This is a genomic window from Raoultibacter timonensis, assembly GCF_900240215.1.
GTDB lineage: Bacteria > Actinomycetota > Coriobacteriia > Coriobacteriales > Eggerthellaceae > Raoultibacter > Raoultibacter timonensis.
The window spans coordinates 622,612-642,980 of the sequence record NZ_LT964681.1 but is presented as its reverse complement, the minus strand read 5'-3'; the positions used below and the strand labels follow the sequence as shown (position 1 = coordinate 642,980).

16 protein-coding genes are annotated in these 20,369 nt (G+C 59.2%); 5 read left to right on the top strand and 11 right to left on the bottom strand.

What is annotated here, in order from left to right:
- The first annotated feature begins 132 nt into the window (after nt 1–132).
- Nucleotides 133–2,001, top strand: coding sequence for a DNA helicase RecQ (gene recQ / locus C1722_RS14800; RefSeq protein ID WP_102380425.1), 1,869 nt, complete (start codon nt 133–135; stop codon nt 1,999–2,001).
- A 99-nt stretch (nt 2,002–2,100) separates the two neighbouring features.
- Here recQ and C1722_RS14795 read toward each other — a convergent pair whose 3' ends face one another.
- From C1722_RS14795 to C1722_RS14765, 7 genes are all read right to left on the bottom strand, one after another.
- Nucleotides 2,101–2,859: a LamB/YcsF family protein gene (locus C1722_RS14795; RefSeq protein ID WP_102380115.1), complete on the bottom strand. Its 759-nt coding sequence runs from the start codon at nt 2,857–2,859 to the stop codon at nt 2,101–2,103.
- Between the two features lie 71 nt (nt 2,860–2,930).
- On the bottom strand, nt 2,931–3,764 hold the full coding sequence (locus C1722_RS14790; protein WP_102380114.1) for a putative hydro-lyase: 834 nt from the start codon (nt 3,762–3,764) through the stop codon (nt 2,931–2,933).
- A gap of 59 nt (nt 3,765–3,823) precedes the next feature.
- On the bottom strand, nt 3,824–5,173 hold the full coding sequence (gene accC, locus C1722_RS14785; protein WP_102380113.1) for an acetyl-CoA carboxylase biotin carboxylase subunit: 1,350 nt from the start codon (nt 5,171–5,173) through the stop codon (nt 3,824–3,826).
- Nucleotides 5,174–5,195: 22 nt separating this feature from the next.
- Complete coding sequence (accB, locus tag C1722_RS14780; RefSeq protein WP_102380112.1) at nt 5,196–5,669, bottom strand: acetyl-CoA carboxylase biotin carboxyl carrier protein; 474 nt, start codon at nt 5,667–5,669, stop codon at nt 5,196–5,198.
- Nucleotides 5,670–5,707: 38 nt separating this feature from the next.
- Complete coding sequence (locus C1722_RS14775) at nt 5,708–6,775, bottom strand: 5-oxoprolinase subunit C family protein (RefSeq protein ID WP_102380111.1); 1,068 nt, start codon at nt 6,773–6,775, stop codon at nt 5,708–5,710.
- Between the two features lies 1 nt (nt 6,776).
- Entirely contained in the window at nt 6,777–7,505 is a 729-nt protein-coding gene (gene pxpB, locus C1722_RS14770; RefSeq protein ID WP_102380110.1) for a 5-oxoprolinase subunit PxpB, read from the bottom strand.
- Between the two features lie 204 nt (nt 7,506–7,709).
- Nucleotides 7,710–9,173: a response regulator transcription factor gene (locus C1722_RS14765; RefSeq protein WP_102380109.1), complete on the bottom strand. Its 1,464-nt coding sequence runs from the start codon at nt 9,171–9,173 to the stop codon at nt 7,710–7,712.
- A gap of 212 nt (nt 9,174–9,385) precedes the next feature.
- Between C1722_RS14765 and C1722_RS14760 the strand changes: the two genes are divergently transcribed.
- Nucleotides 9,386–11,059, top strand: a complete 1,674-nt coding sequence (locus C1722_RS14760) for an FAD-dependent oxidoreductase (protein WP_102380108.1) — start codon at nt 9,386–9,388, stop codon at nt 11,057–11,059.
- 82 nt (nt 11,060–11,141) lie between these two features.
- Here the strand turns inward: C1722_RS14760 and C1722_RS14755 are convergent, their stop codons facing one another.
- Nucleotides 11,142–12,557 carry a response regulator transcription factor gene (locus C1722_RS14755; protein WP_180995288.1) on the bottom strand — a complete coding sequence of 472 codons (1,416 nt, stop codon included), beginning with the start codon at nt 12,555–12,557 and terminating at the stop codon, nt 11,142–11,144.
- A 268-nt stretch (nt 12,558–12,825) separates the two neighbouring features.
- Between C1722_RS14755 and C1722_RS14750 the strand changes: the two genes are divergently transcribed.
- Nucleotides 12,826–14,508 (top strand): FAD-dependent oxidoreductase, encoded by a 1,683-nt coding sequence (locus C1722_RS14750; RefSeq protein WP_102380106.1) that lies wholly within the window; start codon nt 12,826–12,828, stop codon nt 14,506–14,508.
- 197 nt (nt 14,509–14,705) lie between these two features.
- Nucleotides 14,706–15,419, top strand: coding sequence for a sulfite exporter TauE/SafE family protein (locus C1722_RS14745; RefSeq protein WP_102380105.1), 714 nt, complete (start codon nt 14,706–14,708; stop codon nt 15,417–15,419).
- A gap of 382 nt (nt 15,420–15,801) precedes the next feature.
- Here C1722_RS14745 and C1722_RS14740 read toward each other — a convergent pair whose 3' ends face one another.
- Nucleotides 15,802–17,574 carry an FAD-dependent oxidoreductase gene (locus C1722_RS14740; protein WP_102380104.1) on the bottom strand — a complete coding sequence of 591 codons (1,773 nt, stop codon included), beginning with the start codon at nt 17,572–17,574 and terminating at the stop codon, nt 15,802–15,804.
- A gap of 227 nt (nt 17,575–17,801) precedes the next feature.
- On the opposite strand from C1722_RS14740, the gene C1722_RS14735 reads away from it, so the two are divergent.
- Nucleotides 17,802–19,349 (top strand): helix-turn-helix transcriptional regulator, encoded by a 1,548-nt coding sequence (locus C1722_RS14735; RefSeq protein ID WP_244902599.1) that lies wholly within the window; start codon nt 17,802–17,804, stop codon nt 19,347–19,349.
- A gap of 139 nt (nt 19,350–19,488) precedes the next feature.
- On the opposite strand, the gene C1722_RS14730 is transcribed toward C1722_RS14735, so the two are convergent.
- Together C1722_RS14730 and C1722_RS14725 are read right to left on the bottom strand one after the other, a co-directional pair.
- On the bottom strand, nt 19,489–19,932 hold the full coding sequence (locus tag C1722_RS14730) for a universal stress protein (protein ID WP_102380103.1): 444 nt from the start codon (nt 19,930–19,932) through the stop codon (nt 19,489–19,491).
- A 91-nt stretch (nt 19,933–20,023) separates the two neighbouring features.
- A partial coding sequence (locus C1722_RS14725; RefSeq protein WP_180995287.1) for a response regulator transcription factor occupies nt 20,024–20,369 on the bottom strand: 346 nt, incomplete at its 5' end.

The following is a 20,369-nucleotide window of genomic DNA, read 5'->3' as shown; positions in this document are numbered from 1 at the left end:
CGGATAAACGTTGGTTTTGGGCTAAAAAGGTTCTTCCGAATGCATTACTGCGTGTCGTTTCGGATCATGCCATAATGAAATCGATCGATACGGGGCCCGAGGGCCAGACGGATGACGGAAAGCTGCGACTCTATGCTCGAACAGGCGACCAAGGCACTCAAAGACTATTTCGGCCATGCGGATTTCAGGGCGAATCAACGCGAGCTTATCGAGCAGGTGCTCGACGACCGCGACGTTTTGGCCGTTATGCCGACGGGTGCCGGCAAATCGCTCGTATACCAGGTGCCGGCGATTGTTTCCGAGGGGCTCGCCATCGTCGTGTCCCCGCTCATTTCGCTCATGAAAGATCAGGTGAACGCTCTGACCCAAGCGGGGGTTCGGGCGGCGTTCCTCAATAGCTCGATCTCTCCGGCCGAACAGGCGGAGGTGCTCGAATACGCCGCTTCGGGATCGTGCAAGCTTCTCTATGTGGCACCTGAGCGTCTCGACGCCCCGCGGTTTCTTTCGTTGTGCAAAACGACGAGAATATCGCTGGTGGCGGTAGACGAGGCCCATTGCGTATCGCAGTGGGGGCAGGATTTCCGGCCGAGCTATTTGGGGATAGCCGCGTTCATCGGGAGCTTGCCGAACCGCCCGCCCGTCTGCGCGCTCACGGCAACGGCGACACCCGAGGTGCAGAAGGATATCGCCCACGCGCTCGGGCTCATCGACCCCTTCTCGCTCGTTTCGGGCTTCGATCGCCCGAACCTCTACTTCGGAGTCGAACGCCCCGATCCGAAAGCAAAGCGCGCGTGCTTGCTGCGCCTTGTGCGCGAGCGCTCGGGGCAGGCGGGTATCGTGTACTGCTCGACGAGGCAGGCGGTCGAAGATGTCTGCGATCTGTTGTGCGAGGGCGGATTCGAGGCGACGCGCTACCATGCGGGGCTCTCCGCCGCCGAGAGGCATGCGAACCAAGAGGATTTCCTGTTTGATCGCAAATCCCTCATGGTGGCCACCAACGCGTTCGGTATGGGCATCGACAAATCGAACGTGAGCTTCGTCATCCACTACAACATGCCGTCCGACGTGGAGAGTTATTATCAGGAGGCGGGCCGCGCGGGCCGTGACGGAAGCCCTGCCGATTGCATCCTCATCTATAACAAGAAAGACGTGCAGACCTGCCAGTTCCTTATCGACAAGGGATACGAGCAGCGCCAAAGCGAAGGCGATGAGGAACGGTCGCACACCCTGTACGAACGAGATTGCGAGCGCCTGCGCCAGATGGTGTTCTACAGCACATCGACCGACTGCCTTCGCTCGTTCATCCTGCGCTATTTCGGGCAGACCGAAGCACCGTTTCGCTGCGAGCACTGTTCGAACTGCTCAACCGATTATGCTGTCGAGGACGTGACGGTTGAGGCGCAGAAGATCCTCTCATGCGTGCTTCGCCTGGGGCAACGCAATCGCCAAGCGGGCAAAGCGCTCATCGTCGACATCCTGCGCGGTTCGAAAGCCGAAAAGATCTTCGCACAGGGCTACGATAGCCTGACCACGTACGGCATCATGGACGAGGTTCCCTCGAAGCGCATCCGCTACGTGCTCGATGCGCTTGTGGCCGAGGGGCTGCTCGCTCAAACAGACGGCAGCTATCCGGTTATCGAGGCAACCGAGCGGGGTGCGGCGTTTTTGCGGGATCGCAAAGCGTTCGAGATCAAGGTGCCGAAGCGGCTACCGAAGGAGGAACTCCCCGATACGGGCGCACGCTCAAGGCGCCGTTCGCCGGGTTCTGGCTCGGCCGATTCGGAGCTTTTCGAAAAACTCAAAACCGTGCGGTTCGAACTTGCGTCGGAGGCGGGCGTTCCCGCATACATCGTGTTCTCGAACGCAACGCTCTCCGATATGTGCGAGAAGATGCCCGCGAGCATCGAGGAGCTGCTTGCCGTTTCCGGTGTCGGCCAGGTGAAGGCCGAGCGCTACGGAAGCGCGTTTCTGGATGCCATTCGAGCGCATCGGGCGGGGTAGGGCGGCGAAGTACGCTTGAGCGTACCGCGCTTTTCGAGCGAAGCGGCCGCAGCGCACGTATGGCGATCCGTCCGCTTCGTCGCCGCTCGGCGAGCTTTCTTACGCTACCGGTTCGATGGCGATCCCCTCGGCAACGAGTGCGGTTCTGATGCGCCGCACGAACTCGAGGGCGTGGGAGTTGTCGCCGTGCACGCAGATGGTGTCTGCTTGGATTTCGATGGTTTTGCCGCTTACGCTTTCGATCGTACCCTCTTTCACCACGCGCACGACGCGCGTAACGGCGAATTCCTCGTCGGTGATGAGCGCGTCGGGCCGCGTGCGCGAGACGAGCAGGCCCTCGTCGGTGTAGTTGCGATCGGTGAAGAACTCCTGCGCAACAGCGAGGCCGGCTTGTCCGCCGGCGGCGATAAGCTCGCTGTTCGCGAGGCCGACGAGTACGAGTTCGGGATCGACATCGCGCACTGCGCGGGCGATCGCCGCCGCAAGCTCGGGATCGACGGCTGCTCGGTTGTACAGCTGGCCGTGGGGCTTCACGTGGTTGAGTTCGACGTTGCGGGCGGCGCAGAACCCCGCGAGCGCGCCGATCTGGTAGACCGTGAAGGCGTATGCCTCCTCGGGCGAGAGATTGAGGTCGCGCCGTCCGAAGCCCTGTAGGTCGGGGTATCCCGGATGCGCGCCGATAGCGATGCCCGCTTCTGCTGCCAGCGCGACGGTTTTTTCCATCACGGCCGGATCGCCTGCATGCATGCCGCATGCGATATTGCAGCTCGAGACGAGCGGAATGACCTCCGCATCGAGGCCGAGCGTGTATCGGCCGAAGCTTTCTCCCAGATCGCAGTTGAGATCGACGGTGTTCATCCTGGTTCCTCTCGGTGGTTCGTCGGTCGAATAGGCGGCTCATGCATACGCTGAGCCGCACGCCGTGGCCGCTATTCCTTCAGATCGATGTTCTTCGTGTCGGTGATGAGCATGCAGCCCGGTGCGTGGGTGATGGCGAATTCGGGCTTCGAGTTCATGACGATCGATTGCGGCGTGACGCCGCACGCCCAGAACACGGGCACTTCGCCCTCGCGGATGTCGACGGGATCGCCGAACTCGGGATGCGCGATGTCCTTCACGCCGATGGCCGCGGGATCGCCGATGTGCAGGGGCGCGCCGTGCACCTTGGGGATCGCACCGGAGAGTTGGACGGCCTTCACGATTCGATCGTGGGGGATGGGTCGCATCGACATGACCATCTTGCCGCTCATGGAGCCGGCCGGTACGCAGTCGACGCCGGTGAGGTACATCGAAACGTTGCGGCCCATCGTGTTGTGCCGCATTTCGATGCCCGCTTCGACCAGCTCCGATTCGAACGAGAACGAACAGCCGATCACGAACGAGACGAGGTCGTCGCGCCAGTAGGCGGAAACGTCTGCAACCTCTTCGACCAGTTCGCCGTGGCGGTAGATGCGGTATTTCGGGAAGTCGGTTGCGATGTCGCAGTCGGTCGCGCAGATCGTGGCTTCGCGTGCGCCCACCTCGGTTACCTCGAGCAGCGGGCACGGCTTGGGGTTGCGCTGGGCGAATAGGAGAAAGTCGTACGCTTGCTCTTTGGGCAGGATGATGAGGTTCGCTTGAGCGTATCCGGGGCAAAGTCCGCTTGTCGGAGCGTCGTAGGCGCCCGAGCGGATGAGGCGGCGCGCTTCGACGGGCGTTGCGGAAAGCATGCGCTCCCATACGTCGGTGCTCACGCCTTCTGGTTTGGCTAAAGCAGTGCTCATGAATGCCTCCTTCGTTGCATGTTCGAATCCTGCGCTGTGCGCGGTTGCGGGCTTCGCGTTTACACTTCGCCTTTCAGAAACCGTTCGATGAAACTCGTATCGGCGTTGCCTGCGGCGAACGTTTCGTTCTCCATGATGGCGTACTGGAAATCGAGGTTGGTCTTCACGCCGACCACCACCATCTCCTCAAGCGCGGTGCGCATCTTCGCGATTGCCTCGGTGCGGTTGCGTCCGTGCACGATGATCTTGGCAATCATCGAGTCGTAATACGGGGTGATTTGGAACCCGTCGTACGCTGCCGTGTCGACACGCACCCCGTTGCCGCCGGGCAGATGCATCTGCGAGATGGTGCCGGGCGAGGGAAGGAAGCCTCGAGCGGGCTCTTCGGCGTTGACCCGGCACTCGATGGCGTGCCCCCTCGGATCGATGTCGTCCTGCGTAAAGCTCAAGGGCTCGCCTGCAGCGACGGCTATCATCTCTTCGATGAGGTCGGTTCGCGTGACCATTTCGGTTACGGGGTGCTCCACCTGAATGCGCGTATTCATTTCCATGAAGTAGAAGTTGCGATCCCCGTCGAGCAGGAATTCGACCGTTCCGGCAGACGTATAGCCGACCGCCTGAGCCGCACGGGCGGCCGCTTCGTTCATGGCGGCGCGAAGCTCGTCATCGACGAACGGCGACGGACTCTCCTCGACCATCTTCTGGTGGTTGCGCTGCACCGAGCAATCGCGCTCGCCAAGTGAAACGATGTTGCCGAACGTGTCGCCGATGATCTGTACCTCGACGTGACGCGGGTTTATAATGCATCGCTCGAGGTACATGCTGTTGTCGCCGAACGCGTTCATGCTTTCGCGCTGCGCGATGCTGAACATCTCGACGAAATCGTCTTCGCAGGTGCTCACGCGCATGCCTTTGCCGCCGCCCCCCGCGCTTGCCTTGATCATGATGGGCCAACCGATATCCCGGCCGAGCCGCAGGCCGTCTTCGGGGGAATGGATGGGATTGCGCGTGCCCGGCACGACGGGGATGCCCGCGTCCATCATGGTCTTGCGGGCCTGGCTCTTGTTGCCCATGCGGTCGATGACCTCAGGCGAGGGGCCTATGAACACGATGCCGTTGTCGCGGCAGAGTTTGGCGAAGGTCGAGTTCTCGGAAAGAAAACCGTAGCCGGGATGGATCGCTTCGGCGTGGGTGCCCTTGGCGGCCGCGATAATCGAAGCGATGTTGAGATAGCTGTCGCGGGCAAGCGGCGGCCCGATGCAGATGCTCTCGTCGGCAAGATAGGTGTGCAGCGCATGGTTGTCGGCAGTCGAGTACACCGCAACGGTTTTGATGCCCATGGCGCGGCAGGCGCGGATGATGCGAACGGCTATCTCGCCGCGGTTCGCTATGAGGATCTTCTCGAACATGTGCCCTCGCAATCCGACGCGTCTACTGCGCCATGTCGCTGGTGGCGATGCGGAACAGCGGTTGGTCGTATTCGACTTGGGCTCCGTTGCCCGCGAGCACCTCGATCACGATGCCCGGAACGGGTGCGGTGATCTCGTTCATCATCTTCATTGCCTCCACGACGGCAAGCGTCTGGCCCGAAAGCACCTCTTGACCTGTTTTGACGAACGGGTCCTCGTCGGGACTCGGGGCAACGTAGAACATGCCGACGGTGGGGCTGCGTACGAGAACCGACGAATCGTCTTCGGTTTGGTCTGCGGCCGCGGCGTCGTTGCTCTCGTCCTTGCCCGCCAAAAGCGCGCTGACCCGCTCGGCCATGAGGGGAAGCGCGGTCGGAGAAAACGAGCTGTGGCTGCGCTCGAGTTCGATTTTCGTTTCGCCGTCGTCGACGCGCAGAGCGGTGAGCTCGGCTTTGTCCATAATGGCGATCAATTCTTCGATGGTTTTGGTATCCACGCTGGTCTCCTTATGTAGTGCTTCTCGTCCTGCGGTTGCTAAGAGCGATCTATCCAAAGCTTTTCAGCCTGATTGCGGCGCGCCTGCTCTTCGAGGATGGGTCTGAGCCTGCGCGCGGTGCGCCGTGGCGAGATGCCGTCGGCGCAGGGTCTTCTCACGATTTTCGCGAGTCCCTTGAAATACTGGTACTCCTTGCGGTACAGGGTTTGCGCCTCCTGCACCGTGATGGGCGTAAAGCGTATTCTGCTTCCTGGGCGACACTGCACGAGTTTGGGGATGTCGACCGAGGCGATGGTGCCGATTTTGGCATAGCCTCCCGTAGTTTGGCGATCGGCGAGCATGATGATGGGTCGTCCGTGCGAGGGAACCTGAATCGCACCGAATGCAATGCCGTCGGATATGATATCCGAGCCGTGTTTCGTCTCTATTTCAGGCCCGTCGAGCCGGTATCCCATCCGGTCGCACTTCGCGGTAGCCTCGTACACCTGGTTGTAAAACGTTTCGATGCCCCGTTCGGTGAACATGTCCTCTTGCGGCCCCGGAACCACGCGTACGACGGTTTCTTCGCTGCCGAAACCGTAGGTTGTATCGTATTCGATACGGTGCGATCCGAGATTGGGAAGGAAGTCGAGGTTCTTGGTCATGAACGGCAGGTAGTCGCCGAGTTGGAGGCTGCGACCGTGCCATCCGCCGATGCCGAGCTTGAGGCTCGTTGACCTGCTGCCCATCACTTCGGGAACGCGCACCGACCCGCCTGCGACGGCCACGTAGCCGTAAGCCCCGGTGCGCGGGGCGCCGGAGCGCAGAATCGATCCGCGCTTGACCATGAGGGCGGAATACATCGGCACGGGCTTGCCGGCGAGCGTAGGCGAAAAATCACCCCCGGTGATGGCGATGAACGTGCTTGTGGTGAAACGCAACGTAGGGCCGGCGAGCGCAAACTCGATGGCGCAGGTGTTGGGATCGTTTTCGACGAGCAGATTCGCGATGATGAACGCGCGACGGTCCATGACGCCGCTCGGTGCGAAACCGCTTCCCATGTATCCGATACGGCCTGCATCCTGAATGGTCGTGAGGACGCCCGGTTTTTTAACGACGATGCCCATCCTACATCCCCTCAAGTATGATCTGGTATTCGTAGGCGTTCGCCGAAAGCTGCGTTTCTATGGCGCTGTACTCGTCGGGCGTGATCGGCACGAAGCGAAGGTACTCGCCTGCGGCATAGAGGATCGGCTCCTCGCGATCGGGATCGTACGGACGGATCGGCGTGCGGCCGATGATCTGCCAGCCGCCCGGGGAGGGCAGGGGGTAGATGCCCGTTTGCGCACCGCCGATGCCGACCGATCCCGCTTCGATGAGCGTGCGCGGAGTGGCGAGGCGCGGGGTATGGATGCGCTTGTCGAGCCCGCCCAGATAGGCGAATCCCGGCAGGAACCCGAGCATGTCGATGAGGTAGTCCTTCGAGGAATGAATGTCGATGACCTCCTCGACGCTCAGATGCGCATGGTCGGCCACCGTTTTGATGTCGGGGCCGTACTCGCCGCCGTAGCATACCGGTATCTGCACGATCTTCTTCACGAATACATCGGCCGAATCGAGTCCGCGCAGCTTCCCGCGCAGCCGATACGACAGTTCGTCGAACGTGATTACGAGCGGATTGTAGTACACCATGAGCGAGCAGAACGTCGGCACCAGCTCGATGATCCCCTCGATGGGGTCTTCGGTAAGGCTCTGGGCTGCGATACGGATCATAGTGCTGGTTTCGGGCGTGATGGTATCGGCGAACTCGAGATTGAGCGCCGAATCTCCTGCTATGGTTATGCTGAAACCAGCCATGTATGTGCTCCCAGTAAGTCTCCTTGCATGAAAAACGGTTGTTTTCCCAGAAAAACCGCATACCAGAAATACTGTACCACCGTCTCGCTGCCGAAACGAGGTCCGTACTATAATGGTAACCTTCATGCGTCGAACGGTCGAGATGCGCCGATGCGGCGTCCGATTCCGAATGGTTCCGTGAGGGGATTTTATCATATACGTTTTCTACAGGGGTTGTTCCTTGGCCCGAGCGGCTTCGACGATGTCTATCAGCTCCTGTTTCGAATGGATATCCAGTTTCGAATAAATTCGCTTAAGGTGCCCTTTGACCGTGTTGCGCGACAGATAGAGGTTTTCGCACATGTAGTTGATGTCGCGCCCCTTGGAGTAAAGGCCCAGTATTTCGGTTTCCCGTCGGGTAAGGCCGTATTGCTGAGCGATCGAAAAGAGCGCCTCGGATTTGTCGGCGGGCGATCCCTTCGCTTCGCCGCTCGTATTTTCCGCTGCAATGTCGGCATCGGGTATGTCGGTGGACGCAGATTGGTCCACCTTCCGATCTCTCCAGGTCAGAATAAGGGCAACAGCGAACACCAGGTAGATCAGAAACATAAGAAGAGAAGTCGATTCGAAGTATCTGCTATACGAAGGAACGCCGAACATCCCGGGAACGTACAAACCGACGAGGAAGAGCATCCGCATGCATGCGTAGCCGAGCGATACGAGCACCATGGCCACCCGTCGTTGGCTTAACAGTTCGTCGAGGAGCAGCGAGCAGAGCAGGAGAAGACTCAGCTGAAACCCAGCGCTTAGCACTAAGACGATGGTGTCGAACGCGGGAATCCAGAATACGGTGAGCAGAATTAGGAATATGGACTTGATGGTCAGCCCGTAGTTTCTGCTTTTGCTCCCGTAGGTCCATACGAGGAACACCGCCGAGCCGATGGGCGCTCCAAGGTAGGAGACGACCTCCCCGTAAGGGGAACCGTCGTGGCCCATGGCAATCGCTTCGGCTATCCCGTATATGAACACTATGAGACAGAATCCGACGGCGGGACCGAAGAGAACGCGGGAGAGCACTTTCCGATGGCGCAGCACCTCGATACCCGAGTGAAACGAGGCGAGCGTCACGTTCGCATTCGATTGCGAAGGCGCTGCGCGGAGAGCCAGGTAAAGCACTGCTGAAACGAGGCACAGGGCCAAGGCGGCTTCATTGGTGAATGCCTTGTTCAGAAGGGCGACGATTGCGAAAACTGATGATCCGAGGAAGGCCTGCCATCCGAAGATCAGCGCGCCCTTTCTTTCTTGAAAGCTGCTTATCGTTTCGAACCACGATACGAGCGAAAGGGAGAGGCCGGCTCCGCATCCGATACCTGCGCATATCGTAAGCGGCTCGGCGTGCGTTCCCAGCTGCATCCCCGTTGCGGCCAATCCCGCAGATAAAGCCGCGTAGCCAAACAGGGCGATTCCCGAAGTCGTCCTTTCGCTGCATCGTGCCGCGGCGCCCGCGTAGGCGAAGGCGGCGATTGCCGACGATAGGTACAGTGCTTGATTGAAGAGACGGTAGGTCGACTGATCGGCGTCGGGCATGAGGGTGAGGGGGAAGAAACATGCAACGAATATGACGTACAGGCATCCGAATCCGATGACGGAGCAAGCAGATGCGTATGTTCGAGATCGAACGATGTCCATGGTCCCTCTTGTGTGCGCCTGATCGTGCAAGGTTTTTCACCATAGCACACAAGACAACGGCAATGAAATGGCAAAACCGCAATACCACCCTTCGTGGGTCTATCCGAAAACCAGCATGTTTTGAACAATGGGCTCAAGCGGCGCCGTCGAATCGACGCTGCTAAGGGATGCGTGCGGAAACGGATCGCATGCAGGAAGAGAGAGGATGAGCTATGAAAAACGGAAGGATATCCCGTCGTGCGTTTCTCGCAGGATCCGCAACGATGGGAGCTGCAACGGTTTTGGGCTTGAGCGGCTGCGCTGCGCAAGGCACCTCTGCTGGGAAAGCCGAACCGGAAAGCGAGGGCGTGCAGGATTGGACCCGGTCCCTCAACGTCGACATTGCTTCGACGCTGCCGGGCAACACGTCTGAAGACATTGCAGTCGAAGAGACGAAGGAGTGCGATATCCTCGTAATCGGAGGTGGATGTTCGGGTGCCAATACCGCGATCAGGGCGGGCGAGCTCGGCAAGCGCGTCATTCTGGTCGAAAAGACGCAGACGATCGGCGGCGCAAGCAACAAATCGTCGGGGCCGGTTGCCTACAACAGCAAGTACGCCAAGGAGGCTGGCGTCGAAACCGACATCCTTCCCATCGTCAACGAGTGGGTGAAGGATTCTCATTGGCGTGTCGACGCGGCTTCGATTCAGCAACTCTTGGGTACGGTAGGCGAAGCCATCGACTGGATGAGCGGCAACGGCTGGGAGTTCCAGCCGTGGATGGGGCCGACTATGGTGAAGCTTCCCGACTACGATGCTCGCGAGGGCCTGTTCCTTGCGGCGCTTGAGAAGTTCGTGGCGCCGAGCGGAGAGGTTTTGACCGAGGCGACTGGCAAGCAGCTCGTCGTTGACGAGAACGGAACCGTCACCGGCGCCATCGTCGTAGACAAGGATGGCAAGGGCATCCAGATCAATGCTGGATCCGTCGTAATCGCCACGGGCGGATACGCGGGCAATCGGGAGATGGTGAAGACGGTCTTTCGTTTCGACGGCGTGCTCGGGGGGCTTCCCCAAAATATCGGCGAGGGGCTCGAAATGGCCTGGAAGGCGGGTGCCCAGAAACCGCAGAACTTCGGCGGCCAGATGCTGCACCAAACGCTCGCCCGCGCAACGGACGAGATCAAAGACGATTTCGATGACTTCCCTGCGAAGTACCCCATGATTCTCTGCTATGTTGCACAGGTGCTTAACGTTGGGGCGACGGGCGCACGGTTTCGCAACGAGGAACTGGTTTTGAGCGCCTGCGACTCGGCAAACTCGAGCGCATACCAAGGGTCTTTCCATTATGTGGTCGTTTCGAAGTCAATCATGGACACCCTCGAGAGCCAGGGTCTTGCGGGGCTTGGTGTGGAAAAGAGCCCTGGACTTCCTCCGGCGTACAAGCCCAAGTTCGAGCTCGACACCCCCTGGGAGGGCATCGCCGATGTGCTGGACAAGATGGTTGAGAAGGGAGCCGGCTACAAGGGCGACACTCCGCAAGAGCTGGCCGAGGCCGCTGGCATGGACCCCGATATCTTCCTGGATCAGATGGCCCGCTACGATGAGTACTGCGAAACCGGCATCGATTCGCAGTTTGGAAAATCGGCTGCGAACCTCATCGCTTACGGGGAGGGTCCGTACTACATCATCATTTCGGAAGAGAACAGCCTTGGTTCGTGGGGAGGCTTGCTGACCAACACCGACTATCAGGTGCTGGACTACGATCGCTTGCCCGTGAAGGGTCTGTACGCCGTCGGAAACGAAGCGGGTTCTTGCCTGTACAACGACACGTACGTCGGATCGGGCGTTGCCATGGCCAATACGATCACCTCTGGCTATATCTGCGGCACGAAGCTCGGAGAAGATTAAACATCCATTGCGGATGGGCCGCTGCGATCCTTTGCCGGTTCGCAGCGGCCGAAATTCGCATACGCACGTTTTGGCAGAGCCTTCACGAGAGGGATTCCACAAGGTCGATGAGCTCTTGATGGGTGTGCACATCGAGTTTTGTATAAATATGTTTGACATGGGCTTTGATGGTGTTGTAAGAAACGCACAGTTCTGATTGTATGAAAACACCCGTTCGTCCGCGCGCCAGCAGTTTGAGAACCTCCTCTTCCCGCTTTGTAAGCGAGTATTCACGAGCTAGCGTTTCGCATCGTTCGTAGATGGTGCTTTCGGTGACGCTGTCGGCTTCAAGCGTTGTTTTCGGTGCAACGTTTTCGTGTACTTCAGAAATTGCCTTGTCAAAGCTAAAATCTCTGAGTACAACAATAACGTAGGCAACGAGTGCAAACGTTATTACGGCAACGACGATAATGACGATTTGGGAATCGTTGTGCCAATACTGGTTCGTGAATCTCCCCGCATTGGCTCCGATAATCACGCCAATGGCATTAAGCGCGAAACCCCAAGCGAATACCGATACCGCTCCGTGGGTGTTTCGTCGGGCGAGGGAGCAAAGGACTATCCAGTTAAAAACTTCGAACACCGCTATGCCGGAACTGATGAGGCCATTGGGTACCGAGAAGCGGACGAGCTGCGAGGCGGGAACCAGGAGAAACCCTGCGATGGAAAGCAGCAGAGCGATGCGGAAGAGGCGATCGGCGGTAATCCATCCCGCCTTTCCCACGATAAACGCGAAGGCTACGGCGAATATGACAAGGCTCCACAGCGAGTTCGCGGGTATGCCGCCTATTTCGCCGAATGTGAGCATGAAGCCGTATACGATCCTAAAGAGAAGAAAGCACATGAATATCTGGTGATTGAACGGCACGTACGAAGATGGTTGCGTAATAGCCTCGTCATGCGGGGATGGCTTCTCTCCGAGCTTGACGAGTACGTGCTGGGCTGCGGGATACGAAAGACCCATGATGGCGATAAGGCATGCCACGTGCATCACGAGCATGATCGTGGAATAACCCGTAGGAAAAACTAGACTCGCCGCCGTGGCTCCGAGTTCCGCTAAAACGATGCACGCGAGGGCTCTTTTGTCGTTCAGCTTGCAGAGCAGCAGCCCGACGAAGATCGTGCAGATGCCTCTTGCGATAGACGTGGCGCATGCCCCGGCGGTCAAAACGGGCAGCGATCCGAGCATGTTTCCAGCATAGATCGCTATCGGCCCGAGCGTCGATCCTGCTATAGCCGCAAACAGGAAAAAGCGGGCCTTCAGTATGCGGGGCCGCCATACCGAGGTGATGGCGATGAAAACAAGCGCGATGCCATTTACCGAGGTGCATAACTCCCGAATCGACGAGAGATGGACATCGTAGAGGGGGAAGAGGTGGTTGTTGAGCGACCAGTTGCTGAACACGAGCAGGCCGAGGGCGCAGAAGCATTGAGCAAAAGTCCGCGTCTCTTCGGTCAAGTCTCTCTTAAGGGCGTGTGCTATGTTCGACGGTAGTTTCCCCATAGCAACAGTGTACTTGATTACTTGGTGGCGCAAAAGGACGGCAGTCTCGCACGATATAGGCATTGAGCTGGTGGTTTCTAAAAATTACCCACTGAGGGTGATGAAGGCGATCCGCTTCATCCGTAGTATCCGCTGCGTTCGGCACCTGCATCGAGCCTGGTTTCGGGCCTGCGATGGCTGGTTGCCGTTTTGGATGGAGCCATAGCAGAGGAAGGGATGGGATATGGAATCATTGGGTAAAACGCCGTTCTCGCGGCGAGGGTTTTTAGCAGGCGTTGCGCTTGCCGGCGTTGGGGGAGCGCTGGGGTTGTCCGGGTGCGCCCCGCAGGAGCAGACGGGCCAAGGCGAGACGGCTTCGACTGAATCAGCGGCGAGCTCGGCGAGCGATTGGCTTGGGTCAGAACCCGAAATCCAAGAAGCCGACGTTGTCGAGACGCTTGATGCAGAGATTCTCATCATCGGAGCGGGGACAGGTGGCTTGTTCGCTGCTTGTGCGGCTGGCGAGCTTGGTGCCGATACCGTTGTTTTAGAAAAATTCGAGGGGGGAGTTGTTCGCGACGATGTCGGGGGAGTCAATTCTCGCTTACAGCAGGAAAACGGGTACAGCATCGATAAGCAGGCGTTCATGCGGGACATGTATCGATATGCGGCGGGCCAGTGCGATCTCTCGCTGTTCGACATCTGGTTCGAGAATTCGGGAAGCGTTGTCGATTGGTATGAAGAGGTTCTCGGCCAATACGGCGTGACGCTATGGCACGAGATGGCCGAAGAGAAGAACATCCCCAATTACCCTCATTGGGCAACGGGACATTCCCCCGCATGGCCGCAGGATGGGTCGCTCAGCGGTTTTTCCGTGCTGAGCGATTATGCCGAGAAAACCGGTCACGTTGCGTTTCGGTATAACACCCCCATGGTCAAGCTGATCGTGGAGGATGGCAAGGTTGTCGGCGCCTACGGCAAAGGCGAGCAAGGGTACGTGCGCGTCAACGCTTCGAAGGGAACGCTGGTGTGCACGGGCGGATACGGGGCGAACGTCGCAATGCAGAAGGTATTGCAGCCCCACACCACCACCATCTACGGAAGAAACACCTCGCAGCCCGGATGCGACGGCGACGGAATCAAGGCATGTCTTTGGGCTGGGGCGAAGATGGACGAGACGCACACGAGCATGCTGTTCGATCGAACGGTGGTCCCCGTTGGGGTGCAAGGCGGCTGCGACTGCACCGAGGGAACGCTGTTCTGGATGGGAAGCCAGCCATGGCTCAAGGTCAACCTGAACGGCGAGCGGTTCTGCAACGAGTCGGGAACGTACGACTACATCTTGCATGCGGACGCGTACCAGCCTTCCCACATGCACGTGACCTTGTGGGATTCCGATTACGAGCGCTATGCGGAGCAGTTCGATATGCATGGCTGCTCTCGCCTGTTTCCCTTCGACAACGGAGCGGCTCCCAATATTCCGCTCAAAGTCGTTCAGGGGATGAATGCCGATTTGCTCGAGAAGGGCTATATCCAGCAGGCGGATACGATCGAAGAGCTTGCCGAGAAACTCAAGCTTCCCGTAGACACGTTGGTGGCGACCGTCGAGCGGAACAACGAGAACTACGATAACCAATCGGACCCCGACTTCGGCAAAGAGCCGTTCAGACTCTCCGCGCTCCGGAATCCCCCGTTCTACGGGGTCTACAACACGGGTACGTTGCTCTGCACCCTCGATGGCATCGTCATCAACTCCGAAGGACAGGCGTTGCGCGACGATGGAAGCGCCATCGAGGGGCTCTATGTTGCAGGAAATGATTCGGGTGGCTTTTATTCCATGACGTATCCCAACCTTACAACGGGGAATGCCTGTGGGCGGACGGTGACATTTGCGCGCATGATCGCACAAAAGCTTGCCTCATCGTAAAGGCGTCTCAGTTTTCATACTGCCTTCAGAGGTTGGACGTCGAGATGGTTTGGACGTCCAACCTCTTTTCGTTAGGCGCTAAAAGAAAAGGATTTTGTCTTGGGCGAACCCTATCTGCTCGCCTACCGAGAGAACGTAAAACAAGGTGGTCTCGATGGTACACTGGATAAATTCGATTTCAGTGGAACATGGAGACAATGGAAAAAGCCCTCTTTATAGCTGCGTTCTTTTTCGCATATACCGTGCAGGCGATCACCGGATTCGCCGGCAACGTTTTTGCTATGCCCGTCGGCACGCAGCTGTTGGGGCTTTCGAGCTCGGTCGCCATTCTCAACGCGATGGGCTTTTTCGCCTGCGGCCTCCTGACCATTATGAACTTCAAAAGCGTCAACTGGCGAGAACTGGCAAAAATCGTCCTCACGATGCTTCCGTTCGTGCTCATTGGCATCTGGCTCGATACGGTGCTGCCCCTCCATATCCTGCTGCGCATCTACGGGGTGATCATCGTTGCGATCGGCTTGAAGAACCTGCTGCAGAAAAGGCAGAAGTTCCTTCCTGAATGGGCCTTGTGGGTTATTCTCGCTTTGGCGGGGCTTGTCCAGGGGATGTTCGTGTCGGGGGGCGCGTTGCTCGTGATCTATACCGTACAGAAGCTCCAGGATAAGCAGCAGTTTCGCATGACGCTTTCGGCTACGTGGGCGATCCTCAATCTCATCTACGCCGTTATCGCGTATCAGCAGGGCAGCTTTACGGGCGATGTCATCCAGATCGTGCTCATGTGCATTCCCGTGGCCGTAATCGCCACGTGGCTCGGCAATCGTCTGCAGAAGAAAATTAGCCAGGAGAAGTTCCTCAAGCTGACATATGTGCTGCTGTTATTCGTGGGCGTGATGCTGCTCGTGAGCGCATAGAACCTGGTTGCCAAGGCAGTAGAGCTACCGTTTTGCCTGTTCGTTGTCTATGCGGGTCGTTGTGGCATCCACTGCGCTGTCGACGAGGATGCAAAGGTCGTTCGGGTTCGCTTCATCGAAGGTCAACGGCGAGACCCTATGAACCGGTCCGACTTCTGAGGGCTTTGCCGCGCATCGGCTTCTGCCTAGCTGTTCTGCGGCGTCTCGAATCCTGGATCGATGTCGCGCATGAACATGGTTTAAGAGACGTATGCGGCCCCGACTCGAGGGAGGCGGGGCCGCTGGGTGCCGTTTCGGCGAGTGCGAGCTTGGGGAGGCGGCCCGCACGGAGTTGGCTGTTCGCGGATCGGACGCTTGCGCGAACCGTACCTTGGGATCGAGCTTACAATCCCGCGAGCACGCGGCCGACGAGCATGCCGTGGGTGATCGCCATGCCGTGGCTAATGCCGGGGGCGGGCAGGGGGTAGTCCACGAGGAAACGGCCGCCCTGCGCGTTGCCAACAGCGTAGAGGCCCTCGATCGGTTCGTCCTCGGTGTCGAGCACGTTGAAGTCGACGTCGGTCTCGAGGCCGCCCATGTTCACGAGAATCACGGTGTCGGTCAGGGGGAAGGCGTAGAACGGGCCTTCTTCGATGGGGAACAGGCGGTCGGCGCGCTTGCCGAAATCATCGTCATGACCCTTGGCAGCCAGTTCGTTGTAGCGATCGATGGTCGCCTGCAGCGCGGTCGCATCGACACCCATCTGCTCGGCGAGCTCGGCAATGCTGTCGGCGGTTTTACCGAGTGCGTTCGGGCCTTCGAAGTAGCTGGTGAAGCCAGGGGTATTGCCGTCTTTGTTGCCTTCGAGCGAGATGTAGGCGTTCTTGCCGTACGAGCCGTTGGGCACGTCCGATCCGCTTTCGACAAACCAGTTCACGTTGCCGTGGCCGGTGTCCATGTAACCGATCTGCTCGGTCCATTTCGAGTCGAAGATCTGCCACAGCTGCTTTTTGGGTGCGCGCGAGATCTGGTTCTGAAGCGGCTGGCCGCCCACATCTTCGTTCATGATGCGGTTGCCGTAGATGTCGGTGAGCAGAAACGCGTCCACGCCGAGGGGCCCGCCCAGATGGTGGGTCATCGGCGCGTGCGGGCCGTCTTCCATCTTGGCGCCGACCCACATGCCCATCTGCTGGCCGTCGCCGGTGTTGGTCTTCTCGCCTTTGGCGTCGGTGTTGGGGAAGATGCTCATGAACCGCGATGACCACGGCACGTAGTGCTCCATCATCTCGGCGTTCGAGGCGTAATCGCCCGTTGCGAGGAGCACCGCCTTCGACGCATTGATCTGCTTGCAGGTACCATCCATGTCCTCGACGATAACGCCTTCGACGCGGCCCGCGTTGTCCGGGCGAACGAGCTGGCGCGCGAAGGTGGAGTACATAAACGTAACGCCTGCGTCTTCGCAGATCTTGACCATCGCTTCGATGTAGGGGCCGTTATCGGGCAGGCAGATCTGGCAATCGTCGAAGATCGGGTAGTAGTCGGCGGCGATGTTGGCGGTATCGGGGTGCGGCCAATGCATCTTGCGAACGCTCATGCTCTCGCCGTCGTACGGATCGGATTCTGCTTCGACGACGTACTTTCCCTCGCTAGGGGCGAGGAACCAGTCGAATGCCTCGCCGGAATTCTCGGCCCAGAGGTTTAGGATGCGCTGGTTCGGACGGTAGCCGCATTCTTTCATGAGCTGGGCGACAACGGCGTTCTTGTCGATTTCGATACCGAGGTCTTCCTGGATCTTGCCGCCGATGCAGCCGACTTGATTCGAGCGGTACTGCCACGTCGTGCCTTTCTCGACCACCACGATATCCTTCGCACCGTTCTCGACGGCGGAGCGTACGGCGCTGATGCCCGAAATGCCCGCGCCGATAACGACGATCTCGGCGTCAATGGTTTCGGCGATATCGCTATCGGCTATTGCGTCGGGGGCAACGAGGAAGCTTGCGGTCGACGTACTTGCTGCGGCGCTGCCAGAAGAGGCGCTACCCGCCTCCCCGCTCGCTTCCTTGGTTGCGGGCGAGCAGCCCGCAAGGCCTGCGCCGGCGATCACTGCGGCCGTGGCGCCGAGGCCGAGAAACGAGCGACGGCTCAAACCGTGCTTGTTCAGATGGGTTTCTTTCATTGGTCTCCTCTTTCTCTTGAACTTCCCTCACAAAGACGAGTACACGGTACGCGGGCAATGCGTGCGCCCGCACCGACTAAAAGGGTTGATTCGCTCGCCTGCCGGTAACATCAACTGAAAGGGTTGATGCTCGATCTGGGAAAACGCAGCCGCCTGTTGCAAAGAGGTTTCCGGAAAGCGTTGCGAAATCCAGTACAATAAGCCAATCGGCGCTGAAAGGGAGATAGGTGCACAGCTTCTTCGAAACAAGTCGCACGTTTACGATGCGGTATGCGGGCTTGAGCTTTTACTGGGCGTGGGTGTTTCTATCCTTCAACTCGTCCGATTTGACGGCGCCGGGCGGGGCGCACGAAATCCTTTCCGTCGTGCACATCGTCTCGTCGGCGGCCGCTATGGTGACGTTCGCTCTGGCGATTGTGTTTCACCGCAGGGTCATGGCGTGCGGCTCGCGGCGCGTGGGCATCGCTCTTTTCGTCGGTTCTCTGGTGGCGTGCGCGGGCACGCTGCTCTATACGTTTCCGGGGTTGGTGGGCAACAACACGTTTTCGGTTGTCGGTGCTGCCGTATCGGGCCTCACCTGCTCGGCGATCGTGCTCGCTTGGGGTGTCGTGTACCGGGATCTGGCTGCGCGGGAAGCTGTTCTGTTCACCTCGATGACGTTCTTCGGTGCTGCGGTGCTCTACCTGATCGTATCGTATCTCGGTGCTGTGGCTTCGTCGATCGTCGTCTCGCTGTTCCCCGTGCTGGCTGCAGCGCTTGCGGCATACAGTCTCGGCGACCGCGCAAACGGGCGGACTCCCGCGCCCTCGCCGAGCGCTTCCGCTGCATGGACGGGCGAGCTTGGACAGCTGTTGCGCACGGGGCTTTCGTGGCGAATCATCGTCGGGCTGCTTGCCGCGCTGTTCGTCTGCGGCGGCATGCGCGTGTATTTCGGAGATATAGCCCCGGTGGTGTACCGCGATCCGATTCTTATGACGTTGCCGCTTGCGTTCGGAGCGGTCGTGTTCTTCATCTACGGCATTTTCGTATCGCGCACGAGCCTCAATCTCGGCATTCTGTACCGGGTGGCCATGCCGCTGTTTGCTTTGGCGCTCGTGCTGATCGCTTTGTTCGGCGGCGACAATGCGGCGTTGGCTTTCTTCATGATGTCGACCGCTTCGGTGCTGTTCGAGGTTCTCACCTGGGCGCTGCTCGTCGAAATAACGCGAACCACGCACTACCCGCCGTTGCTCATCTTCGCGGTCGGTCGCCTTGCGGTGCATGTGGGCATTGTGGCGGGCGAGCTTGTGGCGTTCGCGATGATCGGAAACCTCATGGTGTTCGCGATCCTTGCCATCGGCATTCTCTTCGTGTCGGCGGGATTCACGTTCACCGACCGCGATACGACGTTTCTCTTCGAACCCCCGACGCCCGAAGAACTCGAGCGCCTCGGTGCCGTGGGCGATGGGCGGGCTATCGAGGCTTCGGCGATGCGCGGAGCGGGGGCGGCAGGTTCGGCTGACGGCGCACAGCCCGAGAGCGTCGTTGACGAAGACCTGCTCATCCGCAGCAACCTGTGGGGGCGCATCGACGCGATGGCGAAGGAGTACGGCTTCTCGCCGCGTGAGAAAGAGGTGTTCGCGCTCTGGGTTACCGGACGCGGTTCGAAGTACATCCAGGAGACGTTCGTCATTTCCGAGGCGACCGTCAAAACGCATGTGCGCCACATCTACGAGAAGTGCGACGTGCACAACCGCGCCGAGCTTATGAATAAGCTTGAAGAAATTACCTGCTGAGGGCTCGCGACAACGGGATTTTGCGAAAAACCGCTTTGGAATTTCCCCGCCAGCATTGCGCGCCGATTACGCGCTGCGCACGGCGTCTTCGCGGCGGCGGATCTGATTGTGCTGATTGCGCAATCAGGCGAACCGATTGTCAGTTCTGTTTCACCACGAGTACGTCGCAGCGGACGTTTCTGATAAGGAACGTCGAGATGCTCCCCACGAATGCGTACTTGATGTTCGAGAGGCCTCGCTCGCCGCAAACGACGAGGTCGGGACCGAACGGCTCGATCATCTGCTCGGCTAGCGTATCGGTGATGCGCCCCGCCCGCACGATGAGTTCGAACGAGGGGATATCGGGGTTGTTGCGCGCTTCGGCGAGAATGTCGGCGATGTCGTGTTCGATGCGTTCGGCAACGTCTTCGCAAAGCGCCTTGAAATCGGTGCCCGACGCTTCGTAGGGGACCGAATCGATTACGTGTCCGAACGCAAGATGGGCGTGGTTGTCGGCGGCGAGCGCGATGGCTCGTGCGGTCACGGCTTCCTGGGTTGATCCGCCGTCGAGTGCTGCGAAGATGCGCGTGTAATGTTGAGCCATGGGTCATCCTTCCTCGGGCGTTCGTACGTGTCGTGCGTTTCGCTTCGCATCGATCCTGTGCCGATAAGAAACGGTCGAGCTTATTGTACCGCTAGCTTTTGCGCGTCTCCATCTCGCGGCACATTTCGATGATATCCTGTTTCGAATGGACGCCGAGCTTGCGGTACACGTTCTTGATATGGGTCTTTGCCGTGTTCTCGGAAACGCCGAGTTCGGAGGAGATGTCGGCGACCGATTGCCCTCTCGACAGCTTGACGAGCACGTCGAACTCGCGTTCGGTCAGATCGTGCTTTGCGGCGAGCGCTTTGCACGTGGCAGAGCGATTGGGGGCCGTTGCAGAGGTGTGTGCGGCTGCGTCCCCGAGCGGTGCCGCATTGTCGCTGCGCGCTGCGGGGGCGATGTCGGCGGTTGGGGGGGGTGAGGGGGGTGTGGCGTTT